We start from the raw sequence: 18,806 nt of genomic DNA, 5'->3' as shown, positions 1-18,806 counted from the left end.
TACTTATATGGCAAGCCTTTTCGGGAGTTCATAGATTTTCAACGGTTCTCTAAATTGTGTGATTGGAACCAGAATCGTTATTACAAAAGCCTTCTTACCCTTCTGAGCATTTATACTCATTACATAATTGGGATGCTCCCTATCTTACATAGAACGAATCAACTAATAGTAAAAGCCTTGCTTTGCAAGGCTTTTAGGTGCTTAAGGCACAAATGTATTGAAATTTTAGTTTTAACGTTCGCTATCTTAGGTGTTATTTGCCCGGACCAGGGGTGGACAGACTTGACAATCTAGCCATCACAATGCGAAGATGTGTGATGGGAAATTCTTGCTTCACAGAAACCTGCTTTTTGAGAGAGTCCCAACGAGTCTTACAGTCTCTCCACAAGCTTAAACTCCTGACTGCCCATCAGCATTTGTTGACAGGATTCTTATTCCTTCTGATCTTAAATTCTTGGCTGCATTCGTGATAGGTCTTGCATTCTGGACTTATTCATTTTTGTATCATTTTTCAAAAGTAATGACAGACTTAGTTGATCATTTCTAAAGAGCAATCCCTCTCTGAGAAAGGAATTGCACTTTGGGATGTTAGTCACGACTATTGAGAATTGGTATTAGCCATTTTTTCCTGGACTCTAGCCACTATTTTCAGAGATTGCTGTAATGCGGATTGGTTGACATCCGTTTAGGTGGATTGACTGGCCAGAAATTGTCTTTGATAGTCTAAAAACTCGCCATGCCATTCCGCAAAACGCCGCTCCCCATCTCTGACTAAAAATTGGCGGTAGGCTTCCGAGGAAATCCAGGGCTTTGTTGGGCGTTGTTGGGCAGAACGAGCTTGGTATTCAGCCGTTGATTGACGGCATTGGTTGTGATAATTTTGGTGCCATTCCTGATAGCGCCGTTCTCCATCCCGCACGAGGGCTTGGCGATAGGCTTCTGAAGATAGACTCATGGTGTTACTCCTTTTCAAATCCCTTGATGGCTTGGCCAGGATTATAACACAATGGGTGAACTACCGAGCGCCGACCTCTCGTCAAGGTACGATACAGGCCTTTGCCCTCAGGGGCAAGGTTTTTTGGCTCTCTTAGGTTTGGTGGGTAAAATGTATTCTAAGATACAGTCTTGCTGGCGAGCTAGTGGAAAGAACCACAAAGACACAAAGGACACAAAGATTGATCGCTCTTATATAAGTTAAACTTATGTTACAAGGAATAAGAGAGCCATTTTTGGGACTTTGGCGGCCTGATTTGGCAAAGAAATGCCATATTTCTATTAGCACCGTTGTAAAAATCTCTGGAGAGTTGAGTTACTAATATGGTTAAAATTATCAGTCGTCAATCCTTGGGAAGAAAACCCGTTTACGATATTGGTGTAAAGAAAGATCATAATTTTTTGCTGGGCAACGGGTTAATTGCCTCCAATTGTTTTAATAAATCTCACTCTACCGCTTATGCTTACGTCACCTATCAAACTGCTTATTTAAAAGCTAATTATCCTGTGGAATATATGACAGCGTTACTAACTGCTAGTAGCGATAATCAGGATAAGGTGGAAAAGTATCGAGAAAACTGTCAGAAAATGAATATCGATGTCGAACCTCCCGACATCAATCGATCGCAAAAACATTTTACCCCGATTGGGCGCAAAATTCTCTTTGGTTTGTCCGCAGTTAGAAATCTGGGCGAAAATGCGATCGAGGCTATTTTAAAAGCCCGGGAAGCAACAGGAGGAAAGTTTACTTCTTTAGGGGATTTTTGCGAGCGTGTTGATTTGCGAGTGATCAACAAAAGAGCTTTAGAAACGCTAATTTATTGTGGTGCTTTTGATAAAATTCAACCTAATCGCCATCAATTAATTGAAGATTTAGAATTAGTAGTTGCTTGGGCGCAAAAACGCACCAAAGAGAAAGAAAGTGGTCAAATGAATATTTTTGATATGCTAGGAGGGAGCATAGAAAATAAACAAGAATCCGAGTTTGAACAGTCTCCCAGTGCCACCGCAGTGGAAGATTTTTCCCTACAGGAAAAGTTAAAACTGGAAAAAGAACATTTAGGTTTTTATGTTTCCGAACATCCTTTAAAAGCTTTACAAAGAGCCGCTCAAGTCCTATCTCCCATCAATTTAGCTGATTTAGAAGAACACAAAACCAGAAAAAAAGTCAGTGCCATTGTCCTATTAAATGCCGTCAAGAAAATTATGACCAAAAAAGGGACTCCCATGGCCTTTTTAACCCTAGAAGATGCCTCGGGACAGTCGGAAGCGGTGGTTTTTTCCGATAGCTACGAACGTCTGCAAAAATTATTAGTGGAGGAAGCAACTTTAATGGTGTGGGGAAAAGTGGATCGCCGAGATGATCGGGTACAATTAATTATCGAAGATGCCGAACCGATCGAAACCATTAAAATGGTGATGGTTAATTTATCGCTGCAAGATGTCGTCAACCAAAATCGTCAAAATCTTCTTAAAAGTATTCTGCAATCGGGAGACAAACAAAAGGCAAAAGTTCCCGTTATTGCCACCATCGGTGCGGGAACTCAGCGTCAATTTGTGCGTTTAGGACAAAACTATTGGGTAGAGGATGACAATTCAGTGGTAGAGTCTCTGAAAGTTGCCGGTTTTCTGGCTAATTCCGCACCTCTGATTAATCATTAAATGCTAACTGGCAATCACCCAAAGGCCATGATTGCGCCAATATTGTTTCTGTAAAACCTTTTCGATTTCCGGTTTCGATAATAATTCTTTTTCCACCCACAAAATCAAGATAAATATGGATTTTGATCAACTCTTTGACACTATTGCCACTCTTGTCCTCCATCATTCTCCTAGTGGGATGGAAACGGAAATCGATCGCTTTTTACTAGAACGCTTTCAAGAGTTAGGATTAGAAACATGGCAAGATCAAGCGGGAAATGTCATCGGCAAGATTAGAGGACGGGATTCGACTAAAAAAATTGCTATTACCGGTCATAAAGACGAAATTGGGGCTATTATCAAAGCAATTAATCCCGATGGTACTCTGCAAATTCGCCAACTCGGGGGAGCTTTTCCTTGGATTTACGGAGAGGGAGTGGTGGATATTATCGGTGATAAAGGAACCAGATCGGGGATTCTCTCCTTTGGTTCCCGTCATATTTCCCATCAATCCCCGCAAAAAGTGCAGCAGGAAAACACTCCCGTCACCTGGGAATCCGCATGGATAGAGACGAAATTGACTCCAGAAGAATTAGACGCTTGCGGGGTGCGCGTCGGTAGTCGAGTCGTGGTGGGAAAACACCGAAAACAACCCTTGCGACTAAAAGACTACATTGCCAGTTATACCCTTGATAATAAAGCTTCCGTGGCGATTCTTTTGGCATTAGCGGCCAGAATAATTAACCCTGCGGTGGATATATATCTGGTTGCCTCAGCTAAGGAGGAGGTAGGAGCATTAGGGGCCTTATTTTTTACCGCAAATAACCGCTTAGATGCTTTAATTGCCCTAGAAATCTGTCCCCTCGCTCCTGAATATCCGATTAAGGATGGCAGCAGTCCTGTGTTATTGTCTCAGGATGGTTACGGTATCTATGATGAGCAATTAAATCAAGAATTACGAATTGCGGCCGAAAAGGCGGGAATACCACTGCAATTAGCTATTATTAGTGGTTTTGGTAGCGATGCCTCCATTGCCATGAAATTCGGTCATGTAGCTAAGGCCGCTTGCTTAGGTTTTCCCACCCAAAACACCCACGGTTATGAAATCGCCCATTTAGGAGCCATAGCCAACTGCATTAGCATATTACAAGCTTATTGTCAACTAATTTAGCTATTTTTAGCAAAAAACCAGAGCATCAATAGAATAATAGCGATCGCTAGTCCGATAAAAACAGTATTTTTATGCTGCTCTAACTGCATGGGTGCGGGGGGTTCTTCTTTTTTCTGTTTATTTGTTCCCTTTTTAAATTGCGGTGCGCTATCGGGAAGTTTCTCTAAATCGGGAATCTTCGTCATCCACTCATCTGGGCGTTTGAGACGGGGAGCTTCGATAATATAAAGCAGACGCTTGGCCTGTTCGCGAATTTGATAGATAGGATGGGTAATAAGTTGCCTACAGATTTCACTAGCTTTCTCCCCCTCTCCCAACCCCTGATGGGCAGAAATTAACCAAATTTGAATCTCACCCCCTGCTCGAGATCCTAAGGAAATTAAGGCTAAAGCCGCATTTAATTGCTGGATACTAAGACGATATTGTCCACGCTCAAAGGCACTGATTCCAGCTTGATAAAGGTCTTGAAAAGAAAGATTTTCGGCCACGGAGTCAAGATCGAGATAAATGAAATCTTACATAAGTATAGCAACAGGTAAGAAGCAAAAGGAAACTCTCGGCCATTGAGAATGAGAATCTTGACAAAAATCTGTTAGACTTTCTGCTAAACCTGTTAAAGCTGTACGGCATGAAAGAGAGTAACTCCCTGTCACTAACTATATTAGTGATCGCCACCACAATAATTAGTGTAGTTTTGGGGATTTTATTTGACGAAAAAGCATCTTTATTAGGTATTTTGGCAGTTCCTGCCATGGTTGCTTCTTTTATCCATCCCCGTCTGGGATTATTAGCCCTGCTCATCTATCTTCCCCTGAGTAATACCGTCACTTTTGCCGTAGTGAGAGTTTTTCAGGTAAAGGGCAACTTCATTGGTGAAGAGCCATCCTATGCTCTCTACAAAATCGCCAAGGATGCCTTTTATTTACCAGCTTTAGCGGCAATTTTAATTAAAACCAAAACTTTTAAGCAATTAAGCCCGCAAATCAAGCCTTTTCTCCTCACGGCTTTAATTTTACTTGCCATCAGCTTGATAACTTTTCTTTTTGTCAATCTGCCCCAAGGATCAATTGTTGTGGGAATTGTGGGATTAAAAACCATCCTCGGTTATATTCCCCTGGTTCTCTGTGGCTACTATTTAATCGAGCAAAAACGGGATTTATTCGTGGTTAATCGGCTTTTAATCGTGATGATCTTAGTCTGTTGCAGTTTAGCTCTAATTCAATACTTTTTACTCCTCCAAGGCATCTGTCACGATAGTGAATTCTTCAATCAACTAGAAGTTAGTACCCCGAAATCCGATACCCAATTTTATCCAGATATTACCGCCAAAGCCAGCTTGAAAGCTCAATGTTTTGTCGGGGGTTCGGTGTTGTATAATCCCGATCGAGGCTTAATTCGTCTCCCCGGCACATTTTCCGATCCTTGGCAATGGGGTTGGTTTTTAGTATCTAGTAGCGTCATCAGTTACGCAGCCAGTTTTAGTGATCCACAAAAAAGATGGCGCGTCGCTGGTTGGGTGGCCATAGTTTTAGTCTTCCTTGCGACTCTGGTTTCTGGACAAAGATTACCTTTTTTGCTAGTACCTTTGTTTTACTTAGTTCTTTTTATTGCTACTAGCAAAAATAAGCAAAAGTTACCATTAAAATTGGTAATTGTGGCGATACTTTCCCTGCTCGCGGTGATGTTAATTCCCTTTATTCGGGAAAGAGGGCTAAATTTTATCGGTCGCTGGCTATATTCGTCTCCCATTGACTTTGTAGGCAATCAAATGCAGTGGGCCTTAAGATATTTACAGCTTTTTGGTTTTGGTTTAGGCACAGCCACCACTGGCGCTCGTCATATAGTGGGGGAAGATGGGATAAGACTAATTGAAACCTACTACGCTAAACTTATCTACGAAATCGGTATCGTCGGTTTTATCGCTCTTATGGCACTGGTGACAATTCTCTGTATTCTCACCTTTAAAGCCTATTTAAAAGTAAAAAATCCCGCTTTAAAGCATTGGGGTCTCTGTATCTGGATTTTTATACTTTTTATTAGCTATAATCCCTACTATTATCCTCTCTCCGTCGAGCCTGTTTCTGTTTACTATTGGTTATTCGCTGGAATATTGCTAAAACTGCCAGAAATCAGCGATAAATTAGAAGATGAGGCGGGATTTCCCGAAAAAAATGAAGTGGAGAATTAAGAGGATTTTTATCGATAATTACATTATCTCTCGACTGATAGGAGTTAACCGCCATAACAGCAGAAACCATTCCCTATTCCCTCGAATCTGTCCTTAAGGAAATTAAAGATAGTATTCAAAGTGTTGATCGAAAGCTAGACACCTTACAGCAAGATGTTGATCAAAAGCTAGATAATCTCGAAAAAGATTTCGATCAAAAGCTAGAAACCTTACACAAATTGGTGGTGGGTTAATAATTGGGGGTGGGCGAACGCGGTTCGCCCCTACAGATAAACAAAATTGAATTTTTTGATTAATTCGATATTGGTGGTGGGCTAATTATTGGCTCTGGGCGAACGCGGTTCGCCCCTACTGTTTTATATTCTCGCTTAAAACAACAAATCTAAATATAATTCTTGTGATTGTTGATCGATTGGCAGATAATCTCGATCATTTGGCCAGTTTTTGGGATTGTTAATAATATATTCTCGAACAACTGCTAGATACTTTTCATCTCGAAGAATTGATTCATAATAATTGCGTTGCCAGATAGGAGTATCTGTGTTCTGTCGAAGCAAATTAATTCGTTTAGTAACCGCCGATTTAAACCCCGCAATACATGACGATAAAGAATTCGGTTTCTGCTATAGGGGCGCATCGCGTGCGCCCAAATCTAGAGGCGCATCGCGTGCGCCCAAACTCTGATCGTCGCCAGAATAATCATTAATTATAACAATTCCATGAAAATGATTGGGCATAATAACCCATTCATCCAATTTAAAATTAGGTCGAATTTTGCAGGTTTTTAGCCATTCATCAGCGACAATTTTTCCTAATTGATTAAGGTATATTTGCCCATTTTTGATTTCTCCAAACCAGGATTGTTTTTGGTAGGTACAAATAGTGACAAAATATGCTCCGGGTTGGGAATAATCATAATTTCTGAGGCGAATAGAACGACGATGATGTTTTTCAGGATCAAAGGTCATATATATTCCCGCAATACTAACAAAACCTCTTATCAATTCCCATCATAAGCGATCGCAATTCACACCGACGTATTTTTCCTGAAACCCCCAAAAAACCCAACCCCCCCAAAACCCGTAGGGGCGCACCGCGTGCGCCCAACCCCCACCAAAAAACCCCAAAAAAACCAAATCCCGTGATTAACCCGATTATTGCCGGTGGGCGAACGCAGTTCGATAAACTCACTGACCACAGTTCGCCCCTACAAAATCGACCCGCCTAAGGGCGGGAAAGAAAAGAAAAAAGAAAAAATAGGGAATGAGGGTAAAAAGGGAAAAAAAGGGGAAAAGAGTTACAGAGTCCTCCCAGCACCGCACACCACCCGAAAACCGCAGTTGCTGACGTCGTCGCGGCGGTTGAGGAAGTTGCGGAAAGCGGAACGGCAGTCATAAGGATTGAAGTACCAAGAACCGCCCCGCAGAGAAGAATGATTATCATCCCCATTTTTTATCCAGACACTGCCATCCGTCGGCGCACCGTCATAGTTATCGTGCCAAGTATCGGCACACCATTCCCAGACATTGCCGTGCATATCGTACAGTCCGAAGGCATTAGGGGGAAACTGTCCCACGGGAGTCGTTTCTTCTCGATATTCTCCTTTGGGTTCATCAGCGTAGGTTTCGCTGGCACGGCAGTTGGCCAATTCCCCCGTAATGGTTTCCCCAAAGTAAAACGGGGTGGTGGTTCCAGCACGACAAGCGTATTCCCATTCCGCTTCACTCGGTAGCCGATACTCCCGTTTTGTTTCCCTTGATAGTCGTTTACAGAATTCCGTTGCTTGATACCAGTTGACACTTTCTACGGGTAGCTCATCCCCTTTGAAGTTAGAAGGGTTTGTCTCTAGGTCGATGTCTATTTTAGCGGTTGCAGCGATCGCTCTCCACTGGGACTGGGTGATGGGATAACGTCCCATGTAGAAAGAAGAAACGGTTACTCGATGTTGTGGTCTTTCCCATCTAAATCCTTCCCAATCAAATTTTTTTACCAGTCTTTCGATTTCCTCGTCTTCCGTTCCCATCAGGAAAGTTCCCCCCGGAATGGCGACCATTTCTAAGGTAATGCCATTGCCCAAATCTTCGCTGAAATATTGGGACTGTTTCGACTCTTTTTTGATTTGCTCACCCTTCGCATTTACTCCCACCACCTCAAAGTTAAATACTGATAACGGTTGTTTTGGCTCTTCTGGAACGATTACCGGTTGTTTTGGCTCTTCTGGTTCAAGCTTGAACTGATAGCCAATTGCTCTTTCTAGTTGCTCAAATCCGTCTTCTTCCCAATAATCAAGCCGGTGAATATCTCGCAGATTCAACCCAACTTCTGACATTCGCAGATCAGGAATTTCGCATTCTTCTAACCTCATGGGAATAAAAAAAATTGTCCCCGGTAGCATCTCTCCCAAGGTATCAAGTGCAATCCTCAACTCCCGTTGGATGTATCCCTGTTTATTAGCCGATTTCCCTGACAGACAGGCCAGAAAAATCTGACTAGCTTTAATCGCTTTCGGAATTTCATCTCGCCAAATTTGACCCGGAATCAGGTCTTTTTTATCCAACCAAGGTTTATATCCCGCTTGCTTAAGGCGGTTATACAGTGCCAAAACTGCTGGTTTGTCCTCACTGGCATGGGCCAAGAAAATTTGGATCTCTGACTTTTTCATAACTTTTTCTTATGACCACAAGTAGGGGAGAGCCAGATTAACTGGCAGAAAATCTCTAAATAAACCATTTAATTGATTATTACTCATTCTTAATTCTCCTGTCTCGGAGTCTCCTAACTACTGATTCCTCACCAACCAGGACAATTTGGGATTTTTACACCAAGTCCACTTTCTCACTTTCCCCACCCGCGACCTTTTTCCGTTAGATTATAAATGGATACAAAACTTAACATTTTATCCAGAATCTACAGAGAGGGCAGACCGTGCGGCCAGATACCCTAGAAAATAACCAGCATTCAGCCGATAATTCGCTAGTTCCCGAAGTTATCGCATTTAAACCCGAACTTGAGCCAGAGAAACCCGAATACTCGCCAAAACCGACAAAAACCAACTCTTGGCTATCGGGAGGAAAGGGTTTATTTATCGGTGTGGGATTGGGGGTTTTATTGACCCTAGGGGCGACTCGTTTCGCTAATCGACCCCAAACAGCCCAAAACCCCAATACTCAGCCCGTAGCGGGAAAAAATGAGGCACCGGCACAAACAGTAACCACCACTAGGGTAGAATCTACTCCCGTGGCCCGCACCCTGAAAGCGACTGGAAGCGTGGCAGCCGATGAATTAATCCCGATTCTTTCCCAAGCGACGGGACTACAAATCAAAGAAATCTTTGTCGATGAGGGTGATATCGTTAGCCAAGGTCAAATTCTCGCTCGTCTCGATGATACCGTCCTACAAGCGCAATTAACCCAAGCACAGGCTAATGTCGCCCAATCCCGGGCGCGTTTGGCAGAATTGCAAGCGGGGAGCCGTAAAGAGGAGATCGCTGGAGCTAAACAAACTATTCAACGCATAAAAGCCGAAATTAGTCAAGCTCGATCGGATTGGGATTTGGCTAAAAAACGGGTCCAGAGAAACCAAAGTTTAGAAGCGGAAGGAGCGATCGCCCGGGATCGTCTCGATGAAGTCCTCAACGAAGAAAGAAACAAAGCGGCGATCGTACAACAGACCCAATCTCGTTTAGGAGAAGCAGAGCAGCAGCTGGCACAATTGCAAGCCGGCAATCGTCCTGAAGTGATAGCCCAAGCTACAGCCCAATTAGCGGAAGCTCAAAGCCGTTTAGCCATAGTTAAAGCCCAATTAAACGAGACGCGCCTGATTTCCCCAGTCAGTGGCAAAATTGCCGAAAGAAATGGCCGCATCGGGGATACCACCAACGGTCAAAATGCTCTCTTTAAAATCATCGAAAATGGGCGTTTAGAGCTAAGATTGCGGGTTCCTGAGAATCAATTGCCCTTAATCCGCGTCGGAGCGCCCGTTACTATCACTTCCGATGCTAATACCAGTTTAAAATTATCAGGACAGGTGCGCGAAATTAATCCCATCGTCGATGAGGCATCCCGTCAGGCAACGGTTAAAGTCGATTTAACCGACAATACAGGGTTAAAACCGGGGATGTTTTTACGAGGTGCGATCGTGACGAATACTAGCAATAGTTTAACCGTCCCCATGACCGCAGTTTTACCCCAAAAAGATAATCAAGCTCTAGTTTATTTAGTGGAACCTGATAACACTGTTACCGCCAAAACTGTGCAATTAGGTCAAATTATGCCGAATAACCGCGTGGAAATTCTCACCGGTTTACAAGCGGGCGATCGCATTGTGGTCAAAGGGGCAGCCTATCTCGGTGATGGCGACAAAATTACAGCAATCAGCGATCAGTAATCAGTAATCAGTGATCAGTAATCAGTAATCAGTAATCAGTAATCAGTGATCAGTGAAAAGACAGTAGCAAACTGCCATTTGATCAGGCTCACTTAATACATACTGCTCACTCAAAACTTAAAACTTAAAACTCAAATCTGATAACTGATAACCGGTAACTGAAAACTCACATCTGGTAACTGATAACTTACCCACTGATAACTGATAACTGATAACTGAAATTATGGCTTTTAATATTTCTAATTGGTCTATCAAAAACCCCATTCCGACGATCCTGATCTCCCTGGTTATGGCCTTAATGGGATACATTGCCTTTCTAGGATTAGGGATCGATCGCTCTCCTAATATTGACATTCCGGCCGTGATTATCACCGTTAATCAACCGGGTGCAGGTCCAGAGGAATTGGAAACCCAAGTCACCAAAAAAGTCGAGGATGCGGTGGCTGCTTTGGGTAATATCGATCAAATTACTTCTACCGTTAACGAAGGCAGCAGCACCACCACCGTTAACTTTATCCTTGGCACTAACAGCGATCGCGCTACCAATGATGTGCGTAATGCCATAGCGCAAATTCGGCAGGATTTACCCCAAGATACTAATGATCCAATTGTCCAACGTTTAGAATTTGCCGGGGGTGCGGTGATGAACTATACCATCTCCTCCCCGAAAAGATCGATCGCCGAATTAAGTGATCTAGTTGATCGTCAAATTGGCCGCGCTTTAACGGGAGTGCCGGGGGTAGCACGAGTCGATCGCGTTGGGGGAGTCGATCGAGAAGTGCGTGTAGATTTAGATCCCGGCCGTCTGATCGCCTACGGTATCACGGCCACGGCGGTTAATGACCAAATTCGTAGTTTTAATATTAATTTACCCGGAGGGCGATCGGAAATCGCCGGCAGTGAACAAACTGTCCGCACCCTCGGCAGCGCTGAAACGATCGAAGATTTAAGAAATTATCAAATCTCTTTACCTAACGGTGATAGCGTCCCCTTAAGCAATTTAGGGACAGTTAGCGATAGTTCCAGTGATCCTCGACAAATGGCCCTCTTAGATGGGCAGCCAGTGGTGGGTTTTTCGATTTTACGGGGGACTGGCAGCACCTTGGTCACGGTAGAAACAGCAGTGCGTCAAGAAATCGAGAATTTAAAGAAAAAACTGCCCGAAGATATTAAATTTCAATTAATTTTTACCCGTGCTGACTCAATTCGTGCTAGTTACGAAAGTCTTCTGAGCGATCTCCTGATTGGTTGTATGATGACGGTGATCACGGTGGGTCTATTTTTAGGCAATTGGCGCGCCACGATTATCACGGGTTTGGCCCTGCCTTTGTCGATTTTCCCGACTTTTTGGGTGATGCAGTCCCTGAATTATACCCTTAACGGCATGACTCTACTGGCGTTAGCTTTAGCTTTGGGTAATCTGGTGGATGATGCGGTGTGTATGGTGGAGGACATCGATCAACATTTAGCTATGGGTAAAAAACCCCTGCAAGCGGCCTTTGATGCCTCAAAAGAGATTGGATTAGCCGTTTTAGCCAGTGCGGCGGCAATTATGGCGGTATTCCTGCCGGTTGCTTTTATGGGCGGTGTGCCGGGCCAATTCTTTCAACCTTTCGGCGTTACGGTGGCGGTTTCTACCCTATTTTCCAGTTTGATCGCTGTCACCGTCACCCCGATGTTAAGTGCCTATATTTTACAGCCGAAAAAGCTCAAAACCGGTGATAGTAATCCCTCCTCGCGCCCCCGTTTTCGTCCCTACAAAAGTTTGTTAACTTGGGCTTTACGTCATCGAATCCTGACTTTATTGGCGGCTTTGGCCTTTTTTATCGGTAGTTTACAGTTAGTTCCCTTGATTCCAAAAGGATTATTTAGTTCTGGGGATACTGGATTAAGTACCATAAGCCTAGAATTGCCTCCCGGTGCGACTTTGAATGATACTGTTGCCGTGGCCAATCAGGTGAATAGTTTACTGCAAAAAAATCCCGCCGTCGCTAATGTTTTGGCTATTCCGGGAGATTCGGGACGGATAAATACGGGCTTAATATATGTTAATTTGGTTCCTAAGGAACAGCGATCGCTAACTCAACGGCAATTTGAGGAACAAACCCGTCGGGATTTCCAGAAGATACCGGGAGCAAGAGTGACTTTTCGGGCGCAGGGGGGAGCAGGAAGCACTAAGGATGTCGCTATTATTTTAAAAAGTGAAAATGGCGATATTTTAACCCAAACTGCCCAAAAATTAGAGCGAGAAATGCGGGCTTTACCCGGTTTTGTCGAGGTCAGTTCCGGGGTAAGTTTAGTTAAACCGGAGATCATTATTCAACCGGATCCTGTCCGAGCTGCCGATCAGGGAGTCTCAGTCAGAGCGATCGCCCGTACTGCATCTTTAGCTTTAATCGGCGATAATGAGTTTAATTTAGCTAAATTTAACCTTGCTGACCGACAAATTCCCATCCGGGTGAAAATTGCCAATGATGGACGCAGCGAGATAGAAACTCTGCAAAATTTGCGCGTTCCTAGCAGTAATGGGACGTTAGTACCGCTTAACTCGGTGGCGACAATTAGCTTAGGTAGTGGACCTGCGGAAATTCAACGCTTTAACCGTCAACGTCAGGTTAATATTGGAGCTAATTTAGAGGGAGTTTCTTTGGGAAGTGCGGTGACACAAATTCGCGCTTTACCAATCATGAAAAACCTACCCCCAGAGGTGACAGAAGAACCCTTTGGCGATGCTCGTATTATGCGCGATATCTTCGCTCGTTTTTTGGGAGCGTTAAGTTTAGCAATTATTTCTATCTATGGGATTCTGGTCTTATTGTATAACAATTTTCTCTATCCCCTAGCGATTTTAACTTCCCTTCCTTTATCGATTGGTGGTACTTTAATCGCTCTTTTAATTACCCAAAAAGAGTTAGGTTTATACGCTTTAATTGGCATAGTTTTACTGATGGGGTTAGTCACTAAAAATGCGATTCTGTTAGTAGATTTTGCCCTGAGTGGCATTGAGGCTGGGAAACCGCAATTTAAGGCGATGATTGATTCGGGAGTCTCTCGTTTACGACCAATTATTATGACCTCCGTTTCCACAATTGCCGGGATGTTACCGATTGCTTTAGCTTTGGGTGCAGATGGGGAAATTCGCGCACCGATGGCAATTGCTGTTATTGGTGGTTTTACCACTTCCACCCTGTTAACTTTGGTGGTTGTGCCGGTAATCTTTACTTATATCGATAGTTTTTACTATTGGTTGCGGGGATTATTTGTTAAACAAAAACCCACGTCGATTTAGTAGTAATACCGCACAGAAAACGGGTTTCTCCGAGAAACCCGTTTTCTACTCATGCACTCATGCAAAAAGGGGAATAAATAATCAGTCTTTAATAACCAGATTTAGTATAAAATATCTTGCTGAAAGCTTGAGAAAAAACCCAGAGAAACTAACCCATGAATCCCTTGACAGTCACACATCAAACTCTATCTCTTCCCCCCATGGGCTGCGGTACTTGGGCCTGGGGAAATCGTCTTCTCTGGGGTTATGATGAGAGTATGGATAGCCAGTTACAAGCGGTTTTTAATCTCTGCGTCGAGCGGGGTGTCACCCTATTTGATACGGGAGACTCCTACGGGACAGGCAAACTCAACGGACAGAGTGAGAAGCTATTAGGACGCTTTACAGGGGAATATAGCGGTTATAACGCTGATCATATCCGTATTGCCACCAAACTCGCCCCTTATCCTTGGCGTTTAACCCGTCATGCCATGGTGAAAGCTTGTCAAGCTTCGGCAACCAGATTAGGCCGCCCGGTGGATTTAGTGCAAATGCACTGGTCAACGGGCAATTATGCGCCATGGCAGGAGGGGGGATTATTAGACGGATTGGGGGATTGTCTGGAAAAGGGGTTAGTTAAAGGAGTCGGTTTATCCAATTTTGGACCGAAAAGATTGAAGTCTGCCTATCAAAAGTTTGCCAGTCGCAGCATTCCTATTACCAGTTTACAGGTACAGTATTCTCTCCTTTCTACCTATCCTCTCACTGACTTAGGATTAAAGGAACTATGTGATCAATTTGGTATTAAAATTATTGCCTATAGTCCCTTAGCTTTGGGTTTATTAACCGGGAAATATCGAGATAATAAAAACTTACCCCCCGGATTACGTCGCTTCCTTTTTGGTCAATTAATTCCCGCTATTTCTCCTCTGATTAGTTGCCTAAAAGTTATCGCCCAAGCTAAAAATAAAACTATTAGCCAAGTTGCTTTAAATTGGTGTATCTGTAAGGGAACAATTCCCATCCCCGGAGCTAAAAATGTTCGGCAAGCTGAGGATAATTTAGGTGCTTTAGGATGGAGTTTAGACAGCGGGGAAATAGCAGAATTAGATAAAATTGCCGCGGGTTTGGATAAAAAAATGGTACAAAATATCTTTCAAACTAAGTAGGGTTTGCTGAAAAAGCTTGTTGGTGGGGTGTGGAAAGAACCACAAAGACACAAAGGACACAAAGATTGATCGCTTATAAGTTAAACTGATCAGACAAAGAATAAGAGAGCCAATTTCCCCCCGATTACTCAAAAAACCAGCAATTTTTGAGGTCAAAAAAGCCTAAAGATATTATCCAAAAAGGTTTCTAGATTTATTCAGCAAACCCTAATTATTATCTTGAGAGACCAATTTTAAGCTAGGACGGGGTTGGATTGTTCCCCCGTAAGCGACGGCAGTATGAGGAGATAGGACAAGATGAGGAGATACACCCAAAGAAATTCGATAGATTTCCCCAGCTTTATCGATTAATTGCTGTTTAACTGGCTCTTTCGGCAAATTTTGCCGCCAAGCTAGGGGAATCCCCTCGATACCGTTGTACAATCCCGCCCAAATTCCCGCTAAAGTGGTGGTTAATTGCCGTTGATAGGGACTAGAATTAGCGCGACGCACGCTAACGGCGAAATCCTCGCTCGTTTGCAGAAAAGTATAAAGAGAAACTGCGATCGCAATTCCTAAAGGTGAGCTATCTTTCACCCAAGTCGATAAAGTGGACTCTAGGGGACGATTTTGCCCTAAAGCTGACTGAATCTGCTCTAATAGCTTATTCTTGGGGTTAATAGTTAGTAATTGCCCGATTAACTGATTTAAAGGCCTTTTTCCCTGTAATAACATACCTACCGCCTCTCCCCAAATTATCGCTTCTTGTCGGGTTAACTCGGAAATTAAGCCCTTTTTCAGCCAAAAATTTAATCTAGCTTGCCAACGTTCTCCATGGTCAGGCCAGGTTAAAATTTCCGGCAACAGCACAAATAATAACGCCGATTCCGACTGCTGCCTAGCTGCGATCGCAATGGGCAAATCTTCCTGAGATTGCAGAGCTTGCAAAAGCAGGGTCGTCCTCGGTGTAGCCTCATAGTTAAAGGCTGGTATTAGGGGTTGATTATGCAAGGATTCCCCAATATATGCCCCGATTAACCCTCCCTGAAGGCGATCAAGGGGTGAAAAGACCTTCTGCATAAATTAGCTCAATTTGCCCGGTAGGTGACTTCCCCGACTTTGCCCGGTTGCCCCAGTTGTTTAGCATTGGCATTATTAACCGCAACGTAAACCCCGCCGGCATTACCCGCTCTCACGGTTAATTCTCGGTTTGCTTGCCAAGTGCGATGGCTTCCCTGGGGCAGCACACCCTCAAATTCTGTCTTGCCATCCACCACCACCCGCATCCAGCAGTCATCTTCCAGTTTTACCTCCACCACCAGCTGCTGATTATTGCTGGTTTTGTTGGCTACTGGTTGAAGGGGGTTGCTTTTCGGTTGGACAATTTGCTGTTGTGGCAAGGAAGGCGGTGGTAAGCGATTCGATTGCAGTACCGATTTTTGCAGGACGTGGGATAGGGTTTGTACGGAACCAATAACTAAGATTAAATAGAGAAAATAGAGATGAATCGGGCGAATTTGAAGACTCGGCAGCGATAAAGATGGTTTTGTTCCCCTGAAAAAGTTATTGACCTTGGTGGGAAAACGCCGGCTAATCGTCTCACCATCCAGGGACAGACTATCGGCAAATTGTTTGATTAACCAACGAATATAAATCGGTTCGGGCAATGCCTCCAAATCCCCCGCTTCCAGTGCTTCTAGGCGATGGCGCGGGATTAGGGTTTTCTGGGCAATTTCCTCGAGAGAAAGGGACTGTTCTAGGCGATTTTTTTGCAAATAAACGCCGATTTCCAGTAATTTGGTTCGTTGTTTATGCTGGGGATCAAGTTGTGATTGGAGAAGGCGAAACATATCGCTATTAGGGGCTGACTTTCAGCTTAGTTAATCTGGTTTTTTAAATATTTCAGTTCATCAAGGGTTAAAAAACGGTAATGACCCAAGGGTAAGGGGGAATTATTACCAGAGTTTAGTTTAATAGGACCGATGGCACTGCGATGAAGTTTCAGGACGTGATAACCTAATTCTTCAGCTACAGAGCGAATCTGCCGATTTCTTCCTTCCACTAAAATAACTTCTAGTAGGGTTTTTTGGTCGGTTTGCTTGAGTATCTCAACCTGTGCGGGCAAGGTTTTTTTTCCCTCTAAGAGGATACCTTCTCGCCAACGCTGGAGAGCAAGTGTATCAATCGCACCATCTAGCCAAACCCGATAGGTTTTGGGCAAATGATAACGGGGATGGGTGAGGGTGAGGGTGAGTTGACCGTCGTTGGTGAGGAGTAAAGCCCCAGTGGTGTTGATGTCCAACCTTCCTACGGGATGTAACCCCGTCTCGCTGGCGAGGGAGTCGGGCAAAAGGTCAATCACCGTCGGCCGGTTTTGTGGATCCTTACAGGTAGAAACCACGCCAATGGGTTTGTTGACCAGTATATACAATCTTTTGGGACGATTGGCCGGTTCAATTTTTTTTCCGTCTATCTCTAGGTGATCTTTTTCCGGGTCGGCTTTTTCTCCTAACTGCACGATTTTGCCATTCCGTCTGACTCGTCTGGCCACAATCATCTCCTCCGCCCTTCTTCGGGAGGCAATCCCCCACTGGGCAAGGATTTTCTGGACTCTCTCCGCCATTTTTTTTTAATTTTTAACCCTTTCTATCTCCTATTATAGGCATCCTAAAAGGGTTTTTTTCGCCCAAAAAGTGAAGAAAAACCGAATATCTCCAGCTGCCTCTTTGATTTTTTTCTTGGAAAACTTCTGAAAAAAAAGAGGAGTGATCCCTTGACTTGGGCGGCGGCTTCGGTTATACTTTTCTTATAATGGGAATCTGTGCATTTTTTTCTCGACTCAAACACTCCATTATATATAAAGTCTTATAAAAAGATCATCTCAAAAAGCCGTGAAAAAAGCAAGCAAAATTTTGCCGACAATTGTTAAAAAAGTCGGGTTAATTTTCCTTACGGGGGGATATGACTTTAAACGGGTTATTTCTCGGTTATCCAAGCGGTAAACTGTAAGTGACGGAGTTTGCGTCTCTTGGTTATAATTGAAAGGCTAGGCTATAATAACTCTTCATCAACACCGATAATTTTGGTCAAAGATGTAAAAAAGGAAGAGCATTATTGTGAGAGGGTATAATTAGTATAATTAAAGTAAAAATCATTCCGGGGTAGCCATGATTAAAAATATTAATGTAACTGGACTTAAACCTGAACAAATTCAGCAGATACAGGTACTTATTGCCGCATTTAAAACTCAAAATCAACTCAGTAAAAGTGAAACTGAAATTGATATGATTGAATACCTGTTGGAAAATCCTATAGAGGTTGATAATTTAGAATTTATGAAACGAGAAGAAATTTATGACAGAACTTAAAAATCATAGTTGTTTTGTTGATTCTAATATTTGGCTTTATGCTTTTTCTACTGATAAAAAAGAAGAAACTAAAAGAATATTAGCGAAACAATTAATTAAAGAAAAGTCCATCATTATCAGTACCCAAATAATTAATGAGGTTTCTTGTAATTTACTTAAAAAGCATAAGCTTGATGAAAAACAACTGTTTAAATTAATTGTTTCCTTTTATATAAAATATCAAGTTATCTCATTTAATCTTGATATTTTTGAATCTGCATCTAATCTGAGAACTCAATATAATCTATCATTTTGGGATAGTTTGGTGATTGCTTGCGCTTCATTTTCTGGTGCAAATATTTTGTATTCAGAAGATATGCAGGATGGTTTAATTATTAATAAAAAATTCACTATTATTAATCCCTTTAAGTAATAAAATTAGGCTCTTCGTTACCTTTTATGCTAAATCAACATACAAGATGCCAAGATAACATACTTCTAACCCAAAAATTCCGAAAGTTTCTAAAGCCATAGCCTCTCCGTTTTATTAGTTTAAGTTTATTGTTGATTCCCTCGACCACCCCATTAGTTGTCCTTCGCTCGAAATAACTAATGATTTCTCCAAACCAGTTTCGGATTGTTTGACAACTCTTGGTAAAAACAC

General features: G+C 42.9%; 15 protein-coding genes and 1 pseudogene. 8 read left to right on the top strand and 8 right to left on the bottom strand.

Annotation, left to right across the window (positions count from 1 at the left end; genetic code table 11):
• Nucleotides 1–685: 685 nt before the first annotated feature.
• Nucleotides 686–955, bottom strand: a complete 270-nt coding sequence (locus tag O9323_RS02170) for a hypothetical protein (RefSeq protein WP_288124629.1) — start codon at nt 953–955, stop codon at nt 686–688.
• 362 nt (nt 956–1,317) lie between these two features.
• Here O9323_RS02170 and O9323_RS02165 point away from each other — a divergent pair, with 362 nt between their 5' ends.
• Nucleotides 1,318–2,655, top strand: a complete 1,338-nt coding sequence (locus tag O9323_RS02165; protein ID WP_288124628.1) for a helix-hairpin-helix domain-containing protein — start codon at nt 1,318–1,320, stop codon at nt 2,653–2,655.
• A gap of 115 nt (nt 2,656–2,770) precedes the next feature.
• On the top strand, nt 2,771–3,805 hold the full coding sequence (locus O9323_RS02160) for a M42 family metallopeptidase (RefSeq protein ID WP_002755328.1): 1,035 nt from the start codon (nt 2,771–2,773) through the stop codon (nt 3,803–3,805).
• Here O9323_RS02160 and O9323_RS02155 read toward each other — a convergent pair.
• Entirely contained in the window at nt 3,802–4,293 is a 492-nt protein-coding gene (locus tag O9323_RS02155; protein WP_002755330.1) for a hypothetical protein, read from the bottom strand. The genes O9323_RS02160 and O9323_RS02155 overlap by 4 nt on opposite strands.
• Nucleotides 4,294–4,433: 140 nt before the next feature.
• Here O9323_RS02155 and O9323_RS02150 point away from each other — a divergent pair, with 140 nt between their 5' ends.
• The gene (locus tag O9323_RS02150) at nt 4,434–5,993 is read left to right on the top strand and encodes a hypothetical protein (RefSeq protein ID WP_288124627.1); all 1,560 of its coding nucleotides are present in this window, start codon (nt 4,434–4,436) and stop codon (nt 5,991–5,993) included.
• Between the two features lie 368 nt (nt 5,994–6,361).
• On the opposite strand, the pseudogene O9323_RS02145 reads toward O9323_RS02150, so the two are convergent.
• Both O9323_RS02145 and O9323_RS02140 read right to left on the bottom strand, forming a co-directional pair.
• Nucleotides 6,362–6,961: pseudogene (locus O9323_RS02145) on the bottom strand (transposase).
• A 329-nt stretch (nt 6,962–7,290) separates the two neighbouring features.
• Entirely contained in the window at nt 7,291–8,655 is a 1,365-nt protein-coding gene (locus O9323_RS02140) for an SUMF1/EgtB/PvdO family nonheme iron enzyme (protein WP_288124626.1), read from the bottom strand.
• A 263-nt stretch (nt 8,656–8,918) separates the two neighbouring features.
• Here O9323_RS02140 and O9323_RS02135 point away from each other — a divergent pair, with 263 nt between their 5' ends.
• From O9323_RS02135 to O9323_RS02125, 3 genes are all read left to right on the top strand, one after another.
• Complete coding sequence (locus tag O9323_RS02135; protein WP_288124625.1) at nt 8,919–10,379, top strand: efflux RND transporter periplasmic adaptor subunit; 1,461 nt, start codon at nt 8,919–8,921, stop codon at nt 10,377–10,379.
• A 223-nt stretch (nt 10,380–10,602) separates the two neighbouring features.
• Nucleotides 10,603–13,668 (top strand): efflux RND transporter permease subunit, encoded by a 3,066-nt coding sequence (locus tag O9323_RS02130; protein WP_288124624.1) that lies wholly within the window; start codon nt 10,603–10,605, stop codon nt 13,666–13,668.
• A gap of 155 nt (nt 13,669–13,823) precedes the next feature.
• Nucleotides 13,824–14,816: an aldo/keto reductase gene (locus O9323_RS02125; protein WP_002755338.1), complete on the top strand. Its 993-nt coding sequence runs from the start codon at nt 13,824–13,826 to the stop codon at nt 14,814–14,816.
• 207 nt (nt 14,817–15,023) lie between these two features.
• On the opposite strand, the gene O9323_RS02120 is transcribed toward O9323_RS02125, so the two are convergent.
• From O9323_RS02120 to O9323_RS02110, 3 genes are read right to left on the bottom strand one after another with little or no spacing between them, the layout of a single operon-like run.
• A complete protein-coding gene (locus tag O9323_RS02120; protein WP_002755339.1) occupies nt 15,024–15,875 on the bottom strand; it encodes an ADP-ribosylglycohydrolase family protein in 852 nt (283 codons plus the stop codon).
• Between the two features lie 8 nt (nt 15,876–15,883).
• On the bottom strand, nt 15,884–16,645 hold the full coding sequence (locus O9323_RS02115) for a helix-turn-helix domain-containing protein (RefSeq protein WP_002737528.1): 762 nt from the start codon (nt 16,643–16,645) through the stop codon (nt 15,884–15,886).
• Between the two features lie 26 nt (nt 16,646–16,671).
• Complete coding sequence (locus O9323_RS02110) at nt 16,672–17,418, bottom strand: pseudouridine synthase (protein ID WP_002755340.1); 747 nt, start codon at nt 17,416–17,418, stop codon at nt 16,672–16,674.
• A 544-nt stretch (nt 17,419–17,962) separates the two neighbouring features.
• On the opposite strand from O9323_RS02110, the gene O9323_RS02105 reads away from it, so the two are divergent.
• Nucleotides 17,963–18,163, top strand: coding sequence for a hypothetical protein (locus O9323_RS02105; protein WP_002755343.1), 201 nt, complete (start codon nt 17,963–17,965; stop codon nt 18,161–18,163).
• A complete protein-coding gene (locus tag O9323_RS02100; RefSeq protein WP_002755345.1) occupies nt 18,150–18,575 on the top strand; it encodes a PIN domain-containing protein in 426 nt (141 codons plus the stop codon). The genes O9323_RS02105 and O9323_RS02100 overlap by 14 nt, the downstream gene beginning before the upstream one ends.
• 34 nt (nt 18,576–18,609) lie before the next feature.
• Here the strand turns inward: O9323_RS02100 and O9323_RS02095 are convergent.
• Nucleotides 18,610–18,806, bottom strand: a 197-nt coding sequence (locus O9323_RS02095) for a transposase (RefSeq protein WP_288124623.1), incomplete at its 5' end; no start/stop codon positions are given.

The organism is Microcystis sp. LE19-131.1A (assembly GCF_027532015.1).
GTDB lineage: Bacteria > Cyanobacteriota > Cyanobacteriia > Cyanobacteriales > Microcystaceae > Microcystis > Microcystis ichthyoblabe_A.
The sequence above is the reverse complement of the archived record's forward strand: the minus strand, read 5'-3'. Positions and strand labels throughout refer to the sequence as shown.